Source organism: Stenotrophomonas sp. STEN225 (genome assembly GCF_056756445.1).
This window is the reverse complement of sequence record NZ_JBRRBV010000001.1, coordinates 125714-148026: the sequence shown is the minus strand read 5'-3', so window position 1 is coordinate 148026 and position 22313 is coordinate 125714. Positions and strand designations below refer to the sequence as shown.

21 protein-coding genes are annotated in these 22313 nt (G+C 68.2%); 6 read left to right on the top strand and 15 right to left on the bottom strand.

The annotated features are described in order from the left end of the window. Positions 1 to 19: 19 nt before the first annotated feature. Both tpiA and ACVOJ1_RS00680 read right to left on the bottom strand, forming a co-directional pair. The gene (tpiA, locus tag ACVOJ1_RS00685; RefSeq protein ID WP_065175542.1) at positions 20 to 775 is read right to left on the bottom strand and encodes a triose-phosphate isomerase; all 756 of its coding nucleotides are present in this window, start codon (positions 773 to 775) and stop codon (positions 20 to 22) included. A gap of 623 nt (positions 776 to 1398) precedes the next feature. Beyond that, positions 1399 to 2376 carry an isopenicillin N synthase family dioxygenase gene (locus tag ACVOJ1_RS00680; RefSeq protein ID WP_111186385.1) on the bottom strand — a complete coding sequence of 326 codons (978 nt, stop codon included), beginning with the start codon at positions 2374 to 2376 and terminating at the stop codon, positions 1399 to 1401. Between the two features lie 149 nt (positions 2377 to 2525). Between ACVOJ1_RS00680 and ACVOJ1_RS00675 the strand changes: the two genes are divergently transcribed. Genes ACVOJ1_RS00675 through ACVOJ1_RS00665 form a run of 3 tightly spaced genes read left to right on the top strand, consistent with a single transcriptional unit; the run spans position 2526 to position 6424 of the window. Continuing rightward, entirely contained in the window at positions 2526 to 4409 is a 1884-nt protein-coding gene (locus ACVOJ1_RS00675) for a DUF3413 domain-containing protein (protein WP_111186386.1), read from the top strand. A 19-nt stretch (positions 4410 to 4428) separates the two neighbouring features. Then, positions 4429 to 5574 (top strand): glycosyltransferase family 4 protein, encoded by a 1146-nt coding sequence (locus ACVOJ1_RS00670; RefSeq protein WP_053520079.1) that lies wholly within the window; start codon positions 4429 to 4431, stop codon positions 5572 to 5574. Beyond that, positions 5567 to 6424: a polysaccharide deacetylase family protein gene (locus ACVOJ1_RS00665; RefSeq protein WP_065181850.1), complete on the top strand. Its 858-nt coding sequence runs from the start codon at positions 5567 to 5569 to the stop codon at positions 6422 to 6424. The genes ACVOJ1_RS00670 and ACVOJ1_RS00665 overlap by 8 nt, the downstream gene beginning before the upstream one ends. A gap of 85 nt (positions 6425 to 6509) precedes the next feature. Here the strand turns inward: ACVOJ1_RS00665 and glmM are convergent, their stop codons facing one another. The 5 genes from glmM to trpB form a co-directional block, all read right to left on the bottom strand. After that, positions 6510 to 7874, bottom strand: coding sequence for a phosphoglucosamine mutase (gene glmM / locus ACVOJ1_RS00660; RefSeq protein ID WP_053520077.1), 1365 nt, complete (start codon positions 7872 to 7874; stop codon positions 6510 to 6512). Then, positions 7874 to 8749, bottom strand: coding sequence for an acetyl-CoA carboxylase, carboxyltransferase subunit beta (gene accD, locus ACVOJ1_RS00655; RefSeq protein WP_197572496.1), 876 nt, complete (start codon positions 8747 to 8749; stop codon positions 7874 to 7876). The genes glmM and accD overlap by 1 nt, the downstream gene beginning before the upstream one ends. A gap of 205 nt (positions 8750 to 8954) precedes the next feature. Beyond that, positions 8955 to 9764, bottom strand: a complete 810-nt coding sequence (gene trpA / locus ACVOJ1_RS00650) for a tryptophan synthase subunit alpha (protein ID WP_065174902.1) — start codon at positions 9762 to 9764, stop codon at positions 8955 to 8957. Position 9765: 1 nt separating this feature from the next. Continuing rightward, entirely contained in the window at positions 9766 to 10455 is a 690-nt protein-coding gene (locus tag ACVOJ1_RS00645) for a hypothetical protein (protein ID WP_346479891.1), read from the bottom strand. After that, a complete protein-coding gene (gene trpB / locus ACVOJ1_RS00640) occupies positions 10452 to 11669 on the bottom strand; it encodes a tryptophan synthase subunit beta (RefSeq protein WP_053520073.1) in 1218 nt (405 codons plus the stop codon). Before trpB ends, ACVOJ1_RS00645 begins: the two co-directional genes overlap by 4 nt. 96 nt (positions 11670 to 11765) lie before the next feature. On the opposite strand from trpB, the gene ACVOJ1_RS00635 reads away from it, so the two are divergent. Beyond that, entirely contained in the window at positions 11766 to 12653 is an 888-nt protein-coding gene (locus tag ACVOJ1_RS00635) for a LysR family transcriptional regulator (RefSeq protein ID WP_053520072.1), read from the top strand. 23 nt (positions 12654 to 12676) lie between these two features. Here ACVOJ1_RS00635 and ACVOJ1_RS00630 read toward each other — a convergent pair whose 3' ends face one another. The 8 genes from ACVOJ1_RS00630 to prmB all read right to left on the bottom strand — a co-directional run bounded on the left by ACVOJ1_RS00630 (position 12677) and on the right by prmB (position 20683). Further along, a complete protein-coding gene (locus ACVOJ1_RS00630; RefSeq protein ID WP_053520071.1) occupies positions 12677 to 13333 on the bottom strand; it encodes a phosphoribosylanthranilate isomerase in 657 nt (218 codons plus the stop codon). Beyond that, positions 13330 to 14100 (bottom strand): tRNA pseudouridine(38-40) synthase TruA, encoded by a 771-nt coding sequence (gene truA, locus ACVOJ1_RS00625; protein WP_053520070.1) that lies wholly within the window; start codon positions 14098 to 14100, stop codon positions 13330 to 13332. The genes ACVOJ1_RS00630 and truA overlap by 4 nt, the downstream gene beginning before the upstream one ends. 32 nt (positions 14101 to 14132) lie before the next feature. Then, complete coding sequence (locus ACVOJ1_RS00620) at positions 14133 to 14492, bottom strand: VOC family protein (protein ID WP_074900255.1); 360 nt, start codon at positions 14490 to 14492, stop codon at positions 14133 to 14135. 26 nt (positions 14493 to 14518) lie between these two features. Then, a complete protein-coding gene (locus ACVOJ1_RS00615) occupies positions 14519 to 16435 on the bottom strand; it encodes a motility hub landmark protein FimV (RefSeq protein ID WP_111186389.1) in 1917 nt (638 codons plus the stop codon). Positions 16436 to 16505: 70 nt separating this feature from the next. Continuing rightward, positions 16506 to 17534, bottom strand: coding sequence for an aspartate-semialdehyde dehydrogenase (locus tag ACVOJ1_RS00610; RefSeq protein ID WP_346479890.1), 1029 nt, complete (start codon positions 17532 to 17534; stop codon positions 16506 to 16508). 89 nt (positions 17535 to 17623) lie between these two features. Beyond that, on the bottom strand, positions 17624 to 18661 hold the full coding sequence (locus ACVOJ1_RS00605; protein ID WP_111186390.1) for a 2-hydroxyacid dehydrogenase: 1038 nt from the start codon (positions 18659 to 18661) through the stop codon (positions 17624 to 17626). Further along, complete coding sequence (aroC, locus tag ACVOJ1_RS00600) at positions 18654 to 19757, bottom strand: chorismate synthase (protein ID WP_053516854.1); 1104 nt, start codon at positions 19755 to 19757, stop codon at positions 18654 to 18656. Before aroC ends, ACVOJ1_RS00605 begins: the two co-directional genes overlap by 8 nt. Further along, complete coding sequence (gene prmB / locus ACVOJ1_RS00595; protein WP_053516852.1) at positions 19754 to 20683, bottom strand: 50S ribosomal protein L3 N(5)-glutamine methyltransferase; 930 nt, start codon at positions 20681 to 20683, stop codon at positions 19754 to 19756. Before prmB ends, aroC begins: the two co-directional genes overlap by 4 nt. A gap of 122 nt (positions 20684 to 20805) precedes the next feature. Here prmB and ACVOJ1_RS00590 point away from each other — a divergent pair, with 122 nt between their 5' ends. Both ACVOJ1_RS00590 and asd read left to right on the top strand, forming a co-directional pair. Beyond that, positions 20806 to 21456 carry an SCO family protein gene (locus ACVOJ1_RS00590; protein WP_065174897.1) on the top strand — a complete coding sequence of 217 codons (651 nt, stop codon included), beginning with the start codon at positions 20806 to 20808 and terminating at the stop codon, positions 21454 to 21456. Further along, the gene (asd, locus tag ACVOJ1_RS00585) at positions 21453 to 22295 is read left to right on the top strand and encodes an archaetidylserine decarboxylase (RefSeq protein ID WP_053516850.1); all 843 of its coding nucleotides are present in this window, start codon (positions 21453 to 21455) and stop codon (positions 22293 to 22295) included. The genes ACVOJ1_RS00590 and asd overlap by 4 nt, the downstream gene beginning before the upstream one ends. The last annotated feature ends 18 nt before the right edge of the window (positions 22296 to 22313 follow it).

Below are 22313 nucleotides of genomic sequence, written 5' to 3'. Positions count from 1 at the left end.
CGGACAATACTTCTAGGATTTAGTTCGCGGCCGCCGCCTTCGCGATGGCCAGGAAGTCCGCGGCCACCAGGGAGGCGCCGCCGACCAGCCCACCATCGACATCCGGCTGCGCGAACAGTTCCCCGGCATTGTCGGGCTTCACGCTGCCGCCGTAAAGAATGGGCAGTGAATCAGCAATTCTAGCATCGATGCGCGCGACTTCGCCACGGATGAACGCGTGCACCTGTTGTGCCTGCTCCTTGCTCGCGGTGCGGCCGGTGCCGATCGCCCAGACCGGCTCGTAGGCGACCACGGCGCTGGCGAAACCGTCGGCGCCGACGAGATCCAGCACCGGCGCCAGCTGGCTGGCGATGACCGCTTCGGTCTGTCCGGCCTCGCGCTGCTCCAGGGTTTCCCCCACGCACAGTACCGGCACCAGGCCGGCATGCAGGGCAGCGGCGAACTTGCGGGCAACCAGTTCGCTGCTCTCGTGGTGGTACTGGCGACGCTCGGAATGTCCAACCAGGCCGTAACGGGCACCGACCTCGTGCAGCATGGCCGCGCACACTTCGCCGGTGTAGGCCCCCTTCTCGTTGCTGCTCACGTCCTGGGCACCGAAGGTCATGCCGGTCGCGCCGAACTCCTCGACCAGCTCGCCCAGGTACGGCAGCGGCGGCAGGATGACGACATCGACCCCGTCCAGCGGCAGCCCCGCAGCCACCTGCCCCAGCAGTTCATTGGCGAATTGACGGCTGCCGTGCAGCTTCCAGTTTCCGGCGACGATCTTGCGGCGCATGAGCGGGTGGCTCCTGTGTGAAGTCAGCCGGTCATGATACCCGTTACGGCAAAAATCCGTTTCCGTGTAAGCGGTTACATGGATTTCCAGCCAACGGCGCGGCCCCTCGTGGCGGGGGTGGGGTTGGTCGCGGGGAGCCCCGGGTAGTTGATCGGCCTGGCCGGGCGGGCGGGACTGCGCAGGGGACGCTGCAAGTACGTCCCTGTAAGCTCGGTCGCCGCATCCATGCGGCTCACGCCCCTGCGCAGCCCCACCCGCCCGGCTTCTGACACATTCCGGCGGTTCCGCCCGCCACGGAAAGAGAAAAGAAGATCAAAGGCAAAAGCGGCATTGCAGGTGACTACCGGGGTCAGATCCGGATCTGCCCCCCCTGCCCCACCTCGGTGTGACAGATCTCATCCACCCGTCACCGGGAAACTGTCGAAGGCGGGGAGGTGTCGGATGGGGGGTGTCCGCGGCATGGATGCCGCGGCCAAGTCCCCAGGGATGGGTTTACGCCGTCCCCGCCATCCGACGCCTCCCCGCCTCCCCACGGAACATCCCGGAGCCGCTTTGGCTTTGGCTCGCCGGGCACGGCCCGGCGCTACCCGTAATGGAAAGGCCGCCTCGCGGCGGCCTTTTCATTACTTCAGCTTGATCTCGCGCAGGCGTTCCTCGAGGAAGCCGTGGGCGGTGATCGGCTCCGGATACCGGCTCGGGTTCTCCGGGGTGATGCAGGACGGCAGCACGTCGATCAGGAAGTCCGGGTTCGGGTGCAGGAAGAACGGCACCGAGTAGCGCGGCTGGCGGGCCAGCTCGCCCGGGGGATTGACCACGCGATGGATGGTGGAGGGATACACGTGATTGGTCAGGCGCTGCAGCATGTCGCCGATGTTGACCACGATGGTGTCCGCATCCGACGTGAACGGCACCCACTTGCCATCGTGCGACTGCACCTCCAGGCCCGCCGCACTGGCACCAACCAGCAGGGTGATGAAGTTGATGTCGCCATGCGCACCGGCACGCACGTTGGGAATGTCGTCGGTGGTGATCGGCGGGTAATGGATCGGGCGCAGGATCGAGTTGCCGAAATTGGTCTTGTCGGCGAAGAAATCCTCCGGCAGGCCGATGTGCAGCGCCAGCGCCGACAGCACGCGCGACCCGAGGTTGTCCAGCGCCTGGTACAGGCCGTAGCCCCGCTCACGGAAGCCCTCGACCTCGGTCGGCCACAGGTTCGGCGGCATCACGTCGCGGTACCTGGAGTCGTCGCCGATCTCCCGGCCGATGTGCCAGAACTCCTTCAGATCGAAGTGCTTGGACCCCTTCGCGGTTTCCACGCCGAACGGGGTGTAGCCGCGTGCACCGCCGCCGCCAGCCACGTGGTACTTCCGCTTGACCTCCTCCGGCAGGGCGAAGAAGGCCTTGAAGACATCGTAGGCCGCGTCGATGTCGGCCTGCGGAATGCCGTGGTTGCGGATGCCCGCGAATCCCCATTGGCGATAGGCCGCCCCCAGCTCGGCCACGAAGGCCTCGCGGTCGCTGTCAAAACGGGTGATGTCGAGGGTCGGGATCTGGCTCACAGCGGTTCCTGGCTTGTCATTGGGTCTGGAGGGCCGCCGCATTCAGGGCCCACCTGAACATTGTGACAGATCGCCCGCAGGTCGACACCGATACGTTGAAACAAACCGATACAATGCGCGACCCGCGCGCGGATCCGCCGGCCGCGGCGGCGCCGCCCCCTTGTCCCGCTCCTGCTGAACACGTACCGACGATGCCCTCCGCTCCACCCGCCGCCGATCCAGCTTCCCGACCCGGTTGTACCCAGCACTGGCGCCGGCTGGCCTGGTGGTCCTTGTTCGTGGCGGCGAACGCCGTACTGGCAGCCGTCATCACCCTGGGCAACGTGCCGCTGCGGGACAACCCCGGCGGCCCCGTCGGCCTGGCGTATCTGGCCGTTGCCCTGCCCGGCCACCTGCTGGCGTTCGGCGCGCTGGCCGGCCTGCTGCCGCTGCTGCTCGGACTGTGGGCCCGCAGCGCGCGTCCTCTGAGCATCGGCGCGGTGGTGCTGCAGGGCCTGTGGCTGTGCCTGCTGCTGGTCGATGCCAAGGTGTTCGCGCTGTACCGCTTCCACCTCAATGCCATGGTGGCGAACATGGTGTTCGGCGGCGCGCTGCACGATCAGGTCGCACTGTCGTGGAAGACCTGGCTGCAGGCGATCGCCCTGGTATCGGCCATCTTCGCCGCCGAAGCCCTGCTGGCGTGGGCCTGCTGGAAGCTGCTGCCCGCCCTGCCCCGACGGCGCCACGTCCTGCAGGCATGGACACTGGTCATCCTGCTGATGGCAGGTGGCCAGGTGGCGACCGCCTATTACGATGCACGCGGCGAGCGTGACGTGATCAGCCAGTGGAACTACCTGCCCTGGGCGCAGCCGATCACCGCCAAGAGCTTCATGCGTCGCCTGGGCGTGGTCAGCCAGCAGCAGGCGGGCCTGCCCGACCCCCGCCATGCCCAGCTGCACTACCCGCTGCATCCGCTGCGCTGCCAGAGCCACCGGCGGCCGAACGTGCTGATGGTGGTACTCGAATCACTCCGCCACGACGTGCTGACGCCACAGATCATGCCGAACACCACGGCATTGGCGCAGTCCTCCCGCGTCTACGAGCATCACTTCAGCACCGGCAACGCCACCCGCTACGGCCTGTTCGGCCTGCTCTACGGCCTTCCCGGTGGCTACTGGGCAAGCATGCTTGACGAGCAGCGTGGCTCGCAGCTGTTCCAGGTCCTGGGACAGCAGGGCTATGACCTGCACCTGTACGGCAGCGCGCCGATGTACAGCCCTGAATTCGACCGCACCGTGTTCGCCGATGTCCGTGACCAGCTGCACCAGGGGCCGTCGGCACTGAAGCCCGATGGCCGCGACCGTGCCATCGTCGCGTCGCTGCAGCAGGACATCCGTAACAGCCAGGCCGCGCAGCGCCCGTGGTTCGGTTTCGTGTTCCTCGACTCCACCCACGCGCCCTACCACCTGCCGGCCGACTATCCGCCCCTGGCCACGCCGATGGCCGCGGACATCGACTTCCTCAAGTTCGGGCCGGACCACGATCCGACGCCGGAACTGAACCGCTATCACACCTCCGTCCACTACGCCGACAGCCTGGTCGGATCGCTGCTCGATACCCTGCGTGCGCAGGGCCTGGAGCAGGACACCATCGTGCTGGTCACTGGCGATCACGCAGAGGAGTTCAACGACCTCGCGCTGAACTACTGGGGCCACAACGGCAACTTCTCCGACTACCAGTTGCAGGTGCCGTTCGTGCTGCACTGGCCGGGCGAGGCCAGCGGCCGTGATGCGCGCACCAGCTCGCATGAGGACTGGGTGCCCACGCTGATGCGGCACGCCCTGGGCTGCGAGAACCCGCTGGCCGACTACAGCACCGGCCAGGATCTGCTGGCGGCCCCGGAAGGGCTCCGTGCCCTGGTGGTGGAGAGCTGGTCGCAGCGCGCCGTCCGCCACGGCGATGCCCTCTATGTGTTCGACAAGTTCGGCAATGCCACCGCGCTGGATCGGCACTATCGCCCACTGCCACAACAGGCGCCGGACGCAGCCGCGATCCGTTCCGCCTGGGAAGCGCTGACGCGCTTCCGCAATCGTTGATATCAAGGATCGAGTCCGCATGAAACGTTCGCTGCGCATCCTGCACACCGAAGCCGCCAAGGGAATGGGCGGGCAGGAGATCTACATCTTCCGCCACATGCAGGCCATGCGCGCGCGCGGCCACGACGTCTCGCTGCTGTGCCAGCCCGAGGCACGGCTGGCGCAGCTGGCGCGCGATGACGGCTTCACCGTGCATACGCTGCGCATGGGAGGGCTGGCGCGCCTGCTGCGCGGCATCTGGTCGGTTTCGCGCCTGGTGCGCCGCGAACGCTATGACGTGGTGAACACCACCAGCCGTCGCGACGCCTTGATTGCCGCCGCCGGCGCCCGCCTCGGCGGTGCGCCGCTGGTGGTGCGCTCGCGCCACCTGATGAGTCCGGTCAACTCGCTGCTGACCTATACCGGCCTGCCGCACCGGGTGCTGACCGTCAGCAGCTTCGTCAAGCAGCTGCTGGCCGACCGTGGCATTCCCGCTGAGCGCATCGGCATCGTGCCGCCGATCGCGGTTCCACCGCGCTGGACCGATATCCGCAAGGAAGATCCGTGGCAGTGCCTGCAGGACGTGCGTGCCGAAGTCCGTGCCGAGCTCGGCTTCGGCGAACAGGACATCGTGGTCGGCTGCGTGGCGGTGCTGCGCGAGCCCAAGGGCCATGCCGATCTGCTGCAGGCAATGGTGCCGCTGTGCAAGGCCAATCCGAACCTGCACCTGGTGGTGATCGGCGACGGGCAGCCGGTGATGGAGCGCCTGCAGGCGATGTGCGCCGAGCACGGCCTGCAGTCGCAGGTCCACCTGCTCGGCTACCGCGACGGCGCCTGCCGGCTGATGGCCGGCTTCGATATCTTCGCCCTCGCCTCGCACAAGGAAGCCGCCGGCACCGTGTTCCTGGAAGCGGCGTACGTCGGCGTGCCGATCGTGGCGACGCGGGTTGGTGGCGTGCCGGAGATGGTCGTGGACGGCAGCAATGCGATCCTCACCCGGCTGGGCGACAATGCTGCCCTGACGGGCGCTCTGCGCCTGCTGGTGGACGATCCGGAACGGCGCCGGCAGATGGGCCGTGCCGGCTGGGAATGGATGCGCGCTGCGCACCGCTTCACACCCACCGGCCACGGCGAGACCACCGAACACTACTACCGCCAGTGGCTGAAGGAGCTGGGACATGGCTGATGCCCGAACCGTACCGGTGCTGATGCACCATCACGTCAGTCCGTCGCCCGGCATGATCACGGTGTCGCCGGAGAATTTCGAAAGCCAGATTGCCTGGCTGGCCAACAGTGGCTGGACCTCACTGACACTGGAGCAGTACGCCGGGTTCCTGGCCGGCAGGCCGGTGCCGCGCCGGTCGATCGTCATCACCTTCGACGATGGCTACCTGGACAACTGGGTCTACGCGCATCCGATCCTGCAGAAGTACGGCATGCACGCGGTGGTGTTCGTGGTCACCGGATGGATGGGCGAAGGCCCGGTGCGGCCGCATGCAGGCCTGCCCGGCGCGGTACTGCCGGCAACGCCGGACCATCGCGGCTGCGAGGCCGCCATCTACGAGCAGGGGCGCAGCGACGATGTGATGATGCGCTGGAGCGAAGCGCGCGCGGCGATCGACGCGGGCACCTTCGAGGTGCATTGCCATACCCACACCCATACACGCTGGTTGCGCCGCGAAGACCTGGACCGCGCGCAGCGCCGGGCCGGCATCAGCAACGACCTGGCCCTCTCGCGCCAGGTCCTGCAGGACAAGCTGGGCGAAGTTTCGGACACATTGTGCTGGCCGTACGGTGACTTCGACGATGACCATGTCGAAGTCGCGCGCGAGCAGGGGTTCCGTTACCTGCATACCACCCACCCGTTCGGCCGCAACGTGATCGGCGGCGATCCCGAACGCATCTACCGCTTCGCGATCCGCAACCGGCCGGCCAGCTGGTTGCGCAAGCGCATCGCGCAGAGCTACAACCCGTTGATCGCGCCGCTGTTCAACGGCTTCAAGGCCCGCCAGAAGAAGATGGTGCCGGGCCCCTGAGTCCGCCTCGGCCCAGCAGCGGCCCCCTGAACAGAAAACGCCCCGGTCGTCCGGGGCGTTGTCCGTTGCGGAACCACCTGCGGGCTCAGGCCGCGGCGGCGGCCTTCACTGCGGCCGACAGGCGATCCAGCGTGTCCTGCATCAGTGTTGCGTCATCGGCCTCGACCGTCACCCGCACCACCGGCTCGGTGCCGGACGGGCGCAGGAATGCGCGCCCACGGCCGGCCACGGCCTGCTGCGCCTCCAGCAGTGCCGACTGCACGCTTTCGGCCTGCACGGTGGTCTTGGCCGAGACATTGCCCAAGCGCACGTTCACCGTCTTCTGCGGGACCTTCACCAGCGGCTGCAACGCCTGCCGCAGCGTCTGTCCGCTGCTGCGCAGCGCAAGCAGCACCTGCAGCGCACTGACGATGCCGTCACCGGTCGTGGCCCGGTCCAGGCACAGCAGATGGCCCGAGGCTTCGCCACCGAGCACGCCGTCACCTTCGATCAGCGCCTGGTGCACGTAGCGGTCGCCGACGTTGCTGCGCTGGAACGGGATCTGCAGGTCGGCCAGCGCCTTCTCCAGTCCATAGTTGCTCATCAGCGTGCCGACCACCGGCCCACGCAGGCGACCTTCCGCCTGCCAGGTGCGTGCCAGGATGTACAGCAGGTCATCGCCGTCGACCGGATTGCCCTGGTCGTCAGCCATCAGCACGCGATCACCGTCACCGTCGAAGGCGATGCCGAGATCGGCACGGGTCTCGCGGACCTTGGCGGCGAGGTTGTCGATATGGGTCGAACCGACGCCGGCATTGATGTTCACCCCGTTCGGCTCGGCACCGATGCCGATGACCTCGGCACCCAGCTCGCGGAACAGCAGCGGGGCGATCTGGTAGGTGGCACCATGCGCGCAGTCCAGCACCAGACGTACGCCACGCAGATCGAACGCACGCGGCACGCTGGCCTTGCAGAACTCGATGTAGCGGCCTACCGCCTCGCGCGCGCGCGACGCCTTGCCCAGCCGCTCCGATTCGGCCGTGGTGAACGGCACGTCCAGTGCGGCTTCCAGCGCCAGTTCGGTGGCGTCGTCCAGTTTCTCGCCCTGTGCGGAGAAGAACTTGATGCCGTTGTCGTAATGCGGATTGTGCGAAGCACTGATGACGATGCCTGCATCAACGCCCAAGGTGCGGGTCAGGAACGCCACCGCCGGGGTGGGCATCGGGCCGAGCAGCTGCACATCGGTGCCGGCGGCGACCAGGCCCGCCTCCAGCGCCGCCTCGAACATGTAGCCGGAAATGCGGGTGTCCTTGCCGATCACCACGATCGGGCGGCGCCCGTCCTGGCCGTGCCGGGCCACCAGGACGCGGCCCAATGCATTGCCCAGGCGCAGCACGAAGTCGGCCGAGATCGCTCCCTCGCCGACACGTCCACGGATGCCATCAGTACCGAAGTACTTGCGGCCTCCCATCAAGCCACCTCCGGCGCCGGCTGGCGGCCCAGCATCGCCAGCAGGTCGGACAGGCGGTCACGCATTTCGCGGCGGTCGCAGATCTGGTCGATGGCACCATGCTCCAGCAGGAATTCCGAACGCTGGAAACCTTCCGGCAGTTTTTCGCGCACGGTCTGTTCGATCACGCGCGGCCCGGCGAATCCGATCAGCGCCTGCGGCTCGGCGATGTTGATGTCACCCAGCATCGCGAACGAGGCCGACACGCCGCCGGTGGTGGGATGGGTCAGCACCGAGATGTACGGCAGGCCGGCTTCACGCAGCTTGCCCAGCGCAGCCGAGGTCTTGGCCATCTGCATCAGCGAGAACAGGCCTTCCTGCATGCGCGCGCCGCCACTGGCGGAGAAGCAGACGTAAGGCCCGCCGATCTCCACGGCAGCCTCGGCCGCCAGCGAGAAGCGCTCGCCCACCACCGAACCCATCGAACCGCCCATGAAGGCGAAATCGAACGAGGATGCGACCAGCGGACGGCCCTTGAGCAGGCCGCGCATGGCGATCAGCGCGTCGTACTCGCCGGTGTTCTTCTGCGCGATCTTGATGCGCTCGCTGTACTTCTTCTGGTCCTTGAACTTCAGCAGGTCGGTCGGCCCCAGGCGCGCACCGATCTCGGTGGTGCTGTCCGCATCGAACAGCGCGGCCAGGCGCGCGCGCGCGCGGATCGCCATGTGGTGACCGCACTTCGGGCAGACCTCCAGGTTCTCTTCCAGTTCCGGCCGGTACAGCGCGCTGCCGCAGTTGCTGCACTTTTCCCACAGGCCCTCGGGGACGCTGCGCTTCTTGCTGGGGGTGTTGTCGGTGCGGATGCCGGACGGCATCAACTTGCTGAGCCAACTCATGCGGGAGGACACTTCCGTTCAGGGCGGCCCGGGGGCCGCAAAGGCGGACAGTCTAGCTCCGCTTTCCCCGCCCGTGCACCCCTTGCCGGCCTGTGGGCGGCGGCGGAAAAACCATGCTGGGACGTACGTTTAGCGCAGGCAGCGCCGGGCCACGCCCGGCGGATACGCCGTAGCGCGCACCGCCGGGCATGGCCGGGCGCTGCCGTCAGGCGTCCAGGGCCTGGCGCAGGGGCGCCAGGAATGCGTGCGCCCGCTGGGCCGCCTCTTCGGCCGAGGTCGCTTCGGCCAGTGCCGCGACCAGGGCGCTGCCCACCACCACACCGTCTGCCTCGCGCGCCATGGCCGCCGCACTGGCGGCATCGCGGATGCCGAAGCCGGCCACCACCGGGACCGTGGCCCGTTCACGCAGCGCCTGCAGGCGTACGCTGGCGGCCTCGCTGTCGAGGCGGTCGGACGCACCGGTGACACCGGCAAAACTGACGTAGTACAGGTAGCCCCGCGCCAGCGCGAGCAGTTTGTCCGCGCGTGCCGGGCTGGTGGTCGGGGAGGCAAGCAGGACCAGGGCCAGGCCTTCCGCATCAAAGGCCTGCTGGGCTTCGCCGGCTTCCTCCGGCGGCAGGTCGACCAGCAGCACGCCATCCACGCCGGCGCTCACCGCGGCCTTGGCGAATGCCGCGTAGCCATGGATCTCCACAGGATTGAGATAGCCCATCAGCACCACCGGCGTCTGCGCATCGCGCTGGCGGAACTGCGCTACCGCCTGCAGGACGTAACGGCTGCCTGCACCGCGCGCCAGCGCACGTTCGGAACTGCGCTGGATGGTCGGGCCGTCGGCCATCGGATCGGAGAACGGCACCCCCAGTTCGATCACATCGGCGCCCGCCTCAACCAGTGCATGCATGACCGGCACGGTTGCTTCCAGCAGAGGATCGCCAGCGGTGACGAAGGGAATCAGTGCCTTGCGCTGCTGTTCGCGCAGGCGCTGGAAACAGGCGTCGAGTCGGGATACGGGCATGTCAGATACATCCTTCGATCAGGTCAACGGCGCCGCTGGCGCCCCAATGCATTCTGGATACGGTGCCATCCACGATCTCCACGCGGATCGCCAGATCGGAACCGGGGTCCTGCCAGAGCAGGGATTCGCCGGCGTCGGCATCAACGCCCAGCGCAGCTGCGATGACGCCCTGCGGCATCTGCTGCAGCACCTGCGCACGCGGCATGTCCAGGCGCAGTCCGAACGGCCCGGGCTGGGTCACCACCAGGCCCGAATCGTCGATCGGAGCCAGGTCGAAACGCACCACGTTGCCGTCCTGCACCAGCATCGCCACGCCCTCGGGCAGCGTGCCGCGCTCGTAATAGTCGCAGCGCCCGGCCGTAGCCTCGGCGAGGCCAGCCGAGTGCCACTGCGCCTCGGCCTGCAGTTCGCTGAAAGGCTGGCCGATCAGCACCTCGCCGGCATGGTCCAGCGCGACCGAAGCCACCGTCGGCGCGGCCCCGTCATCCGTGACCTCCCCTGCTGCAGGCAACGGTGCATCCTCGATCGGGTGATGGGCGGCATCGTCGTCGTTGCTGGCCACCTGGCGGGCCGGGGCGATGGCCGCCGGAGACGTCGCCGCGGGCGCCAGCACCGGCGGATCGGGCGGCGTGCAGCCGCCCAGCCCCACCGCCAGTACCAGCGCGCCGCCATGGCGCAGCATGGGCCTCACAGCACCAGCCCTTCGCGTGCGGCGATGGTATGCACGTCCTTGTCGCCACGCCCGGACAGATTGCACAGCACGATCTGGTCGCGCGGACGCTCGCGCGCCAGCTTGATCGCCTGCGCCAGCGCGTGGCTGGACTCCAGCGCCGGCAGGATGCCCTCGGTGTGTGCCAGCAGATGGAACGCCTGCAGCGCTTCTTCGTCGGTGATGCCGAGATAGCGCGCGCGCCCGCTGTCGGCCAGGAACGCGTGCTCCGGGCCGACCCCCGGATAATCCAGGCCGGCAGACACCGAGTGGGTCTCGATGATCTGGCCGTCGTCGTCGCACAGCACGTAGGTGCGGTTGCCATGCAGCACGCCTGGACGCCCTGCTGCGATCGAGGCGGCATGGCGGCCTGTGTTGATACCGTCACCGGCCGCTTCGGCGCCGACGATCTCGACCTGGCGGTCGTTGAGGAAGGCATGGAACAGGCCGATCGCGTTGCTGCCGCCACCCACGCACGCCGTGATCGCATCCGGCAGCCGGCCGTACTCGGCCAGCATCTGTTCGCGCGCTTCGCGGCCGACGATGGCATTGAAATCGCGCACCATGCGCGGATACGGGTCCGGGCCCGCCACGGTGCCGATGATGTAGAAGGTGTCCTGCACGTTGGTCACCCAGTCGCGCATCGCTTCATTGAGCGCATCCTTCAGGGTCGCCGAACCGGAGGTGACCGGCACCACCGTCGCGCCGAGCAGCTTCATCCGGTAGACATTGATCTTCTGCCGCTCGATGTCGGTGGCGCCCATGTACACCACGCACTCCAGGCCCAGGCGTGCGGCAACGGTGGCGCTGGCGACGCCATGCTGGCCGGCGCCGGTCTCGGCGATGATGCGCGTCTTGCCCATCCGCGCCGCCAGCAGCGCCTGGCCGATGGTGTTGTTGATCTTGTGCGCGCCGGTGTGGTTCAGGTCCTCGCGCTTGAGCAGGATCTGTGCGCCGCCGACGTGGTCGCTCAGGCGCTGGGCATGATAGATCGGGCTCGGCCGGCCCACGTAATGAGCCAGATCGCGGTCGTAGGCCGCCTGGAACGCGGGGTCCTGGCGGGCCTGGTCATAGGCCTGGGCCAGCTCCTGCAGCGGACCGACCAGGGTTTCGGCGACAAAGCTGCCGCCATAGCGGCCGAAGTGGCCCTGGGCATCCGGGAAGGCGTGGTAGTCGGCAATGGGGGAGGCAGACATGGCAGGGACCGGTGATTCAGACAGGTGGATACTCTAGCGCACGGGTCATGACCGGAAAATGGATATTATCTGGCACCTATCGTCAGGAAATCTCACATGAGCCGATCCCTGCTGCCGCCACTCAATGCCCTGCGCGCGTTTGAGGCCACCGCCCGTCTGGGCGGTGTGGGCCGCGCCGCGCAGGACCTGCATGTGACCCATGGTGCGGTCAGCCGGCAGCTGAAGCTGCTGGAGGATCATCTGGGCCTGGCCCTGTTCCAGCGCGCCGGGCGTGGCCTGCGCCTGACCGCATCGGGAACACTGTTGCAGGCGGCCTGCAGCGAAGCCTTCGCCGGCATCGAAGACTGCGTGCGCGAGCTGCGGCGGCCCGCGGCGTCGCCAGCGCTGGTACTGGGCTGCAGCGGCAGCGTGCTGGCGCGCTGGATGATTCCGCGCCTCCCCGCCCTGCAGGCCGCACTGCCCGGTGTGCGCCTGCAGTGGTCGGCACTGGACGGCAGCTTCACCGAGGCGCAGGCGGCACTGGATGCGGTCCTGCTGCTGGCGCAGGGGCCGTGGCCACGGGGCTGGCAGGTGCGCGAGCTGGCGCCCGAGCGGGTGGGCGTGGTGGTGGCACCGTCACATCCGGCGGCGCAGCGCCTGCGCCATGTGCCGCCCTCGGCACTGCTGCAGGAGACGCTGCTGCACACCAGCTCACGGCCACAGGCGTGGCCGACGTGGGCGCAGGCGCACGATCTCGACCCCGCCCGGCTGCGGCTGGGCACGGGTTTCGAACACCTTTACTACCTGCTGGAAGCGGCGGTGGCAGGGCTGGGTCCAGCGATCGCGCCGGAGCCGCTGGTCGCTGAGGATCTCGCGGCAGGCCGGCTGCTGGCCCCATGGGGTTTCGCCGCCACGGGCGGCTTCTGGGTCCTGGCGCGGCCGGAGGGCCAGGCCGACGCACGCGTCGACGCCCTGGCGGACTGGGTCGCGGCCCAGCTGAGGTAACGTGACGCCGCAGCCTCCCGGTCCTACTCCAGCACGGTGCAGTCGGCGCGGCGCACTTCCTCGACGAAGGTGCGCATCCTGTAGCCGTCCTTGATGCCCGGCTCCAGTTCAATGCCGCTGGAGACGTCGACGCCCCACGGCAGGGTCGCCAGCACCGCGTCGTACACATTGTCCGGGGTCAGACCGCCGGCCAGCAGGAATGGCCGATGCAACCCGGTCGGGATGCGGGTCCAGTCGAATGCAACACCGGTACCGCCACCGCCACCCGGTGCGTGGCTGTCGAACAGGAAGCCGGCCGCGCTCGGATAGCGCAGTTGCAGGGTACGCGCGTTGACTTCCTCACGTCCCCCCATCGCGACCGCCTTCAGGTAAGGCATGTTGAAGCTGCGGCAGAAGCTCTCGTCCTCCTCGCCATGGAACTGCAGCAGGGTGGGCCGCACGGTGCGCAGCACTTCGCGCACCTCTTCCTTGCTGTTGTTGCGGAACAGCGCCACCACGTCGACCATCGGTGCGATCGCCTGGCGCATCGCACGCGCTTCGGCGGGCGCAACCCGGCGGCTGCTCTCGCGGGCGAAGATGAAACCCACCGCATCCACGCCGAGCTCGCCGGCCAGGCGCACGTCGCCGGCACGGGTCATTCCACAGAACTTGATGCGTGTACGGTAGTAGGAGCGGCTCATAGCGTGACCTCGGCGGGCAGATGCCAGTTGTCGGGGTACAGCGGTCCAAGAAACACCAGGCCCTGCGGCGGTGCAGTGGGACCGGCTACGGTGCGATCCCTTCCGGCCAGCAGCTCGGCGATCCACTCCACCGGTTTCTCGCCGCTGCCGACCAGGATCAGCGAACCGACGATATTGCGAACCATGTGATGAAGGAATGCATTGCCCTGTACCGCCACCTCGATCACCTCGCCGTGGCGGCTGACCTGCAGTGACTGCAGCTCGCGCCGCGCATGCAGGGCCTGGCACTGGACCGAGCGGAACGCGCTGAAGTCGTTCTCACCCAGCAGCGCCTGCCCGGCCGTGTGCATCAGCGTCGCGTCCAGTGCGCGACGCTCCCAGCTCAGCGTCTGCCGGTCCAGCGCCGGCCGTACTTCGCGATTGAGCAGCCGGTAACGGTAGCGGCGCGCTCGCGCTGAGAACCGCGCATGGAAATCCTCCGCCACCGGTACGCACCAGCGCACCGCGATCGAGCGCGGCAGGCGGGTGGTGGTACCCAGCATCCAGGCGCGCGGGTCGCGCACTACGTCGGTATCGAAATGCACGACCTGGCACTGGCCGTGCACGCCGGCGTCGGTTCGGCCAGCGCAGACCACCTGCAGCGGCGCGTCGGCCACCGAAGACAGGGCCTGCTCAAGACTGGCCTGGACGCTGGGACCGCCCTCTCCCAGGTTCTGCCAGCCTCTGAAATCGCTGCCGTCGTACTCGACGCCAAGCGCATAACGCATGTGCTACCTCGATGTTGCGGAGTGGACGACGCTCAGGCCGGATCGCGTTCCGACCAGACCGCCAGTTCATTGCCACCGGGTTCGACGAACTGGAAGCGGCTGCCGCCCGGGAAGGAGAACACCGGCCGCACCACCTCACCACCCGCCTGGCGCACGGCCATTTCGGCGGGGGCCAGCTGATCGGCGTACAGCACCAGCAGCGGGGCACCTTCAGTAGCGCGTTGCGGCTGGCCGCGGAAGAAGCCCCCCTGCAGGCGACCATCGTCGAAGGCGGTGTAGTCGCTGCCGTAATCGACGAACGACCAGCCGAACACCTTCTCGAAGAAGGCACGGCTGGCGGCCGGGTCGCGGGACGCGAACTCAACATAGTCGATGCGACGCTCGCGGGTCATGGCAGGGTCCTTGTCGAAGGTATCGGTCACGGCAGCCGGGCCAGCAGCTCGCGCGCCTGCGCCTGGCAGTCCGGGTCGCCCCCTTCGGCAACCTCCAGCAGCAGGGTACGCGCGGTCTGTGCGTCGCCCAGATCCAGGTAGGCGATCGCCAGCTCCAGGCGTTCCTGCCCAGCACGGGGCGACCAGGTGTCGCCGGCATCCTCCACCGACGGGGCGTCGTTGTCCTGCAGATCGGCGGGCAGGTCGAACACGCCGCGGAACTGCGGCTGCTGCTCGGCATGCAGCGCGTAGTCCGGGACCGAAACCCCGGAATCGGCTTCCTGGGCCGTCGGCCGGCCAACACCCCTCTCGTCCACCGGTTCGTCCCAGCGCGGCAGGTCGGTCACGGGTTCCGGCAACGGTGCCTCGTCCTTGCCATCGCCCGACGGCTGCCCGTCCGTGCCGCCCGATCCGTCTTCGGATCGGGCGTCGGCGATCGTCGCCCAGGCCGGCATCGCCGGCTCCTGGCGCCCGCTGTCGGCATCGGCGGTAGACCACGCAGACTGCTCGGCCAGCGTATCGAGCGCGGCACCGGCCGGCACGGCCGCCGCCAGAGCTGTGGCATCGTCTTCCTCGCGCAGCGGCGGCAGCGGCGATGGCTTGCGACGGCGCAGCAACCATGCGGCGCCTGCCAGCACCAGCAGCACCGGCAGTCCCAGCCAGTACCACGGCGTTCCGGCGTCACGCGCGCCCGGCGCCTGTGCCAGCCGTTGCTGAGCCGCCGCCAGGTCGTTGTCCTTCATCGCGATCAGCGACTGCTGTTGTGCCTTCAGCGTCTCCAGTTCGGCCACACGCTGTTTCAGCTCGCCGATCTCGGCATCGCGGGTGGCGATGTCCTCGCGCGCCTGGCGAAGTTGTTCGTTGCCCAGCATGTCACCCTCGCTGCCGGCTCCGGTGCCGGTGGTTGTGCCCGCGTGCGCGGCGTCGGACGCCAGCGCCGGGGCGATCTCAAGTCGTGCCCCGGCCGCGGCGGCCGGAGAAGTGGCCCGCGCAGCGACCGCAGGTGCAGGAACGCCTGCCGGCTGCGGCACGGTACGCGCCTGCCGCCACTGCGCGGCGTGTTCGCGGACCAGGGCACCGGCTTCGGCCGCATCCACAGCCGCCAGCGCGTCACTGCCGGGCATGCGCAGTACCGCACCCTGTTTGAGCAGGTTGATGTTGCCCCGGATGAAGGCCTCGGGATTGGCACGCAGCAGCGCAATCATCGCCCGGTCGCGGCTGACCTGGTTGCCGCGGGCGACCGCGCTGGCGATCTGCGACAAGGTCTGCCCGCGCTGCACGGTAATGCTGCCATCGGCAGCCGGCGGCAACGACGGTGCAGCGGCAGCGCGCGGACGCACCGGTGCAGCCGCCGTGGTCGCACTGGCCGGCGTCCCGCCCTGTGCAGGCGCCGGTACCGCCGCCTCGGCGGGCGGATCGCGGGCGATGGTATTGGAGAGCGTGCCCGCCGGTGCGACGATTTCCGGTTCCGCCACGGCCAGCGCGCTGGAGGGCGCATCGATCAGGGCCGAATACTCGCGCACCAACCGCCCCTGCCCCCAGTCGGCCTCGACCAGGAAGCTCAGCGACGGCGTCTCCACCGGCATCTGCGAGGTGACCCGCACCACGGCCCGCCCCTGCGCATTGCGGGTCAGCTCGAACTGGAGCTCGCCCACCAGGCCGGTCGGCTGTTGCAGGCCGACACGTTCGAACGTGGCTGGCGATGCCAGCGCCACGCGCAGATTCTCCAGCTCCGAAGGATCGGCGGACACCACCGGAATCTCCGCCAGCAGCGGCTGACCGGGTCTGGACAGGACGCGGATGTCGCCCAGCCCCAGCGCGAACACCGGACTGCTGGCCAGAGCCAGCAGTGCGGCAGACAGATAGGTGAGCGGGCGCGATGCGCCCTTGGCCCGTTTATTCATGGGCGACACTATAAAGCGTGCGGACCGGGGTCCGCACGCACAGAGCAGCCCAGGGCGCCCGGGCTGTCGATCAACGCTGCTCGGCAGCGACCAGCTCTGCCAGCTGCACCGCGTTCAGGGCTGCGCCCTTGCGCACGTTGTCCGACACGATCCACACATTGAGGCCACGCGGATGCGACAGATCCTCGCGGATGCGGCCGACGTACACCGCATCGGTGCCCGATGCGTGGGTGACCGGCGTCGGATAGCCGCCGGCTTCATGGCGGTCGACCACCTCGATGCCGGGCGACTGTTCAAGAAGCGCACGGGCCTCGGCCACGGTGACCTTGTCGCGGGTCTCGATCGCCACCGACTCGGAATGGCCGTAGAACACCGGCACGCGCACCGCGGTCGGGTTCACCAGGATGCTGTCGTCGCCCAGGATCTTGCGGGTTTCCCACACCAGCTTCATTTCTTCCTTGGTGAAGCCGTTGTCCTGGAAGTCGTCGATGTGCGGGATCAGGTTGAAGGCGATCTGCACCGGGAAACGCTGCGGATCGATCTCCTGGAAACTCAGCAGCTGGCCGGTCTGCTTGCCCAGCTCCTCCAGTGCGGAGCGTCCACCGCCGGACACCGATTGATAGGTGGAGACGTTGATGCGCTCGATGCCATAGCGACGATGCAGCGGCGCCAGCGCGACCAGCATCTGCATGGTCGAGCAGTTGGGGTTGGCGATGATGCCGCGCGGACGATTGCCGATCTGGTCCGGATTGACCTCCGATACCACCAGCGGCACGTCATCGTCGTAACGGAAGGCCGAGGAGTTGTCGATCACCACCGCACCGGCGGCGGCGAACTTCGGTGCGTACTCCTTGGAGACGCTGCCACCTGCGGAGAACAGGGCGATCTCCACACCCTTCGGATCGAAGCTCGCCAGGTCCTGGATCCTGACCTTCTCGCCGTTGAACTCGACCTCACCACCGGCCGAACGCTCGGAGGCAAGCAGGCTCAGGGTTCCGACCGGGAAACCGCGCTCGGCCAGGATGGCCAGCATGGTCTCGCCGACGGCGCCGGTGGCACCGACGATGGCGACATGGAAGCGGCGTTGTGCATTGCTCATGGGGGAACTCTCAAGAAAACGGATGGGAAAAATTCACGCACGACAGCTGGGTTCGGGGAACCTCCTCGGACGGAACGCGCGGAGGCTCCCTATCGTTTCCCGTTTTTTTTGCCCAGGGCGGCACGTGCGGCCAGCGCCGCGTCGGCATTGATCGCGCTCGGCATGTGCGCCGGCCCGCCGGCCAGGCCGAGCGCGGCCAGCAGGTTGTCCACGGCCCGCTGCACCATCGCCGTACGCGTGGCCAGCGAAGCGCTGCCGATGTGCGGGGTCAGCACGACGTTGCGCAGCGCCAGCAGTTCCGGGCGTACGGCCGGCTCGCCTTCGTAGACGTCCAGCCCGGCAGCGGCCAGGCGCCCATGGGCCAGTGCATCGGCCATTGCTGTTTCGTCGACCAGGCCTCCGCGCGCGATGTTCACCAGCGTGGCCGTCGGTTTCATCTTCGCCAGCGCAGCGGCGTCGATCAGGTGGTGCGAGGCCGGGGTGTAAGGCAGCACGAGCACCAGATGGTCGGACTGCGCCAGCAGCGTATCCAGATCGACATAAGCGGCACCGACTGCTGCTTCGGCATCTGCTGGCAGTCGCGAGCGGTTGTGGTACAGCACCTTCATGCCGAAACCATGCGCGCCGCGACGGGCGATGCCCTGGCCGATCCGCCCCATGCCGAGAATGCCCAGGGTGCTGCCGTGGATGTCGGCACCGAGCATGGTCTGGAACGACCATTGCTGCCAGTGCCCTTCACGCAGCCAGCGCTCGGATTCGGTGATCCGGCGCGCGGCGGCCATCAGCAGTGCGAAGCCCAGATCGGCGGTGGTCTCGGTAAGCACGTCGGGGGTATTGCTGGCCAGGATGCCCGCCGCGCTGAGCGCGGTCACATCCAGGTTGTTGTAGCCCACGCCGACGTTGGCAACGACCTGCAGCCGCGAGGCATTGGCCAGCTCGGCCGCGCCGATACGCTCGTTGAGGGTGATGATCGCGCCATCGGCGCTGGCCAGTTGTGCGGCGATCTGCTCAGCCGACCACACGGTGACGGCGTCGGTGGTGCGCAGCTGCACGCGATCACGCAGCGGCGCGATGACCGCCTCGATCAGCGGCTGGCTCACCCACACCGTCGGCCGCGTTTCAGCCATCGACCTGCCCGGGAATGCGGGGCGTGATGGTGCCGACATCGCCGCATTGCGCGCGGTGACGCAATGCCTGGTCCATCAGCACCAGCGCCACCATCGCTTCGGCAATCGGCGTGGCGCGGATGCCGACGCAGGGATCATGGCGGCCAGTGGTGACCACTTCGACCACGTTGCCGGCGGTGTCCAGCGATGGGCCCGGCAGGCGCAGGCTGGAGGTCGGCTTCAACACCATCGACGCAACCACCGGCTGGCCGGTGGAAATGCCGCCCAGGATGCCGCCCGCGTGATTGCTGGCGAAACCCTGCGGGGTCAGCAGGTCACGGTGTTCAGTGCCCTTCTGGGCCGCGCTGGCGAACCCGTCGCCGATCTCCACGCCCTTGACCGCGTTGATGCTCATCAGCGCCGCCGCAAGCTCGCCATCGAGCTTGCCGTAGATCGGTTCGCCCCAGCCCGGGGGCACGTTGTCGGCAACCACGTCCACGCGCGCGCCGACCGAATCGCCGGACTTGCGCAGCGCATCCATGTACGCCTCCAGCTCCGGCACCTGCGCGGCGTGCGGCCAGAAGAACGGATTGTCTTCCACCGCCGACCAGTCGAAACCTGCAGGAGTGATACCGCCCAGCTGCGACAGATACCCGCGCACGGTGACGCCGAAGCGCTCGGCCAGCCACTTCTTGGCGACCACGCCCGCGGCCACGCGCATGGTGGTCTCGCGCGCCGAGGAACGGCCACCGCCCCGCGGATCGCGGATGCCGTACTTGTGCCAGTAGCTGTAGTCGGCATGGCCCGGCCGGAACTGCTGGCCGATGTTCGCGTAGTCCTTGCTGCGCTGATCGGTGTTGCGGATCAGCAGCGCGATCGGCGTGCCGGTGGTCAGGCCCTCGTACACGCCGGACAGGATCTCGACCTCATCGGCCTCGCGCCGCGCCGACGTGTGCCGGCTCTTGCCGGTGGCACGGCGCTGCAGATCGTGGGCAAATTCGGCCGCGTCCAGCGCCAGCCCGGGCGGACAGCCATCGATCACGCAGCCGATGGCCGGCCCGTGCGACTCGCCGAACGTGGTGACGGTGAACAACTTGCCGAACGAATTGGAGCTCACGGCCGTTGCGCCGCCAGTTCGGTGATGCGGGCGCTGTGGGCGATCAGCTCGCGGCATTCGACCGCGAAAATGCCCATCTGCCCGACCTTGAACTCGATCCAGGCGAAGTCCACTTCCGGCAGCAGCTTGACCAGGTGCTGCTCGGACTCGCCCACTTCGCAGATCAGCAGGCCGTCCTCGCTCAGGTGCAGCGGCGCATCGCGCAGGATCTTCAGCACCAGGTCCAGGCCGTCATCGCCGGCACGCAGGCCCATTTCCGGCTCGTAGGAATATTCCTGCGGCAGGGCATCGGTCTCGTCGTTGGTGACGTACGGCGGGTTGGTGACGATCAGGTCGTAATGGCGGCCGGTCAGGCCACTGAACAGGTCGGACTTGATCAGCGTGACGTTGTGCGCCTGCAGGCGCTCCTTGTTCTCTTCGGCCAGCGACAGTGCGTCGTCGCTCAGGTCCACGCCGTCCACCTCCCAGTTCGGGTAATAGTGGCCCATGGCGATGGCGATGCAGCCCGAACCCGTGCACAGATCCAGCGCGCGGCTGACGTCGCGGCCGGCCAGCCAGGGTTCGAAACCACACTCGATCAGCTCGGCGATCGGCGAACGCGGCACCAGGGCGCGCGCGTCGCTCTTGAAGCTCAGGCCGGCGAACCACGCCTCGCCGGTCAGGTAGGCGGCCGGGATACGTTCGTCGATGCGGCGCTGGAACAGCTCCAGCACCCGCACCTTCTCCTCCTGCAGCAACCGCGCCTGGCCATACGCCGGGCCCAGGTCATGCGGCAGGTGCAGGCTGTGCAGCACCAGTTGGGTCGCCTCGTCCAGGGCGTTGTCGTAGCTGTGCCCGAAGGTCAGCCCGGCGGCGTTGAAACGGCTGGTGCCGTAGCGGATCAGGTCGATGATCGTGTGGAGTTCGGCGGCCGTTTCAGCGGTCATGGCGGTACTGCGGGCAAAGTGGCCCCCGATTATAGGGGCTGGCGCCTGCGCCGGCATCCGTTGCGACGGAAACGATCAGGCCGCAGCCGGTATGATGGGGACCACTTCGCGCGGGGGCTCCCATGTTCAATCGCAACGTCGGCATCATCCTGCTGATCGCCCTGGCGGCGGGCCTGGGCCTGCTCGCCGCGCAGCAGGTCTTTGCTCCGAAGCCCCCGGCCGGCCAGCCGGCCACCGAAGCGATCACCCTGTACCCGCAGCCGCGCGAGCTGCCCGACTTCAACCTGGCCCAGTCCGATGGCACGCGGCTCATTCCGGGCGAGTTGAAGGGCCATTGGACCCTGGTGTTCCTGGGGTTCACCTTCTGCCCCGACGTGTGCCCGACCACCCTGGCCGAACTGGCCGGTGCGCAGCAGCAGTGGGAAGCACTGCCCGACGGGCTGCGTCCGCGGGTGCTGTTCGTCTCCGTCGATCCCGAGCGCGACAGCGCCACCCGCCTTGGCGAGTACGCGCACGGCTTCCACAAGGACACCCTGGCGGCCACCGCCGACGTCCCTTCGCTGGAACGCTTCGCCACCGCACTGGGCTTCGTGTTCCAGAAGGTGCCGGGCAAGCATTTCGATGAGAATCCCGAGGATTACACCGTCGAGCACTCGGCCAGCCTGGCCGTGCTCGATCCGCAGGGCCGGCTCGCCGGCCTGGTGCGCCCCCCGTTCAACGCGCCGGCGATCGCCCGCGACCTGCAGAAGCTGACCGAGAAAACCGCCCCATGAGCCTCACCACCGCCCTGACATACGCCCTGCCCCATCGCCTGTTGTCCTCGATGGCGCGCTCGCTGGCGTACTCGGACAACCCGCGCGTGTCGCGCTGGCTGATCGACACCGTCAGCCGCAGGTTCAACGTCAATCTGGACGAAGCCGCCAACCCCGACCCGCGCAGTTACGCCACCTTCAACCAGTTCTTCACCCGTGCGCTGAAACCGGGTGCACGCGTGGCCGATGCCGATCCGCGCACCCTGGTGATGCCAGCCGACGGCCGTGTCAGCCAGCTCGGCAACATCGAGGCCGGCCGCATCTTCCAGGCCAAGGGCCAGTCGTTCACCGCCGCCGAGCTGCTGGGCAGCGCCGAGGACGCCAAGCCGTTCAACGACGGCCTGTACGCGACCGTTTACCTGTCCCCGCGCGACTACCACCGTGTGCACATGCCCTGGACCGGCACCCTGCGCGAGACCGTGCATGTGCCAGGCCGCCTTTTCAGCGTGGGTCCGGCCGCCGTGGCAGGCGTGCCACGCCTGTTCGCACGCAACGAGCGCCTGGTCTGCCATTTCGATACCAGCTTCGGCCCGATGGTGAGCGTGATGGTCGGCGCGCTGCTGGTCTCCGGCGTGGAGACAGTGTGGAGCGGCGAGGAGATCCCTCAGTACGGTGACCGCATCACCCGCAAGGACTATCGCGGCCAGGGCATCCGCCTGGAGCGCTTCGCGGAGATGGCACGCTTCAACTATGGCTCGACCGTGGTCGTGCTGCTGCCGCCGGGCGTGGCGGAGTTCGCTCCACACCTGGCTGCGGAGTCACCGGTGCAGCTGGGCCAGGCCCTGGCCACGCTGCGCTGACAATCCCGCCACCGGGTT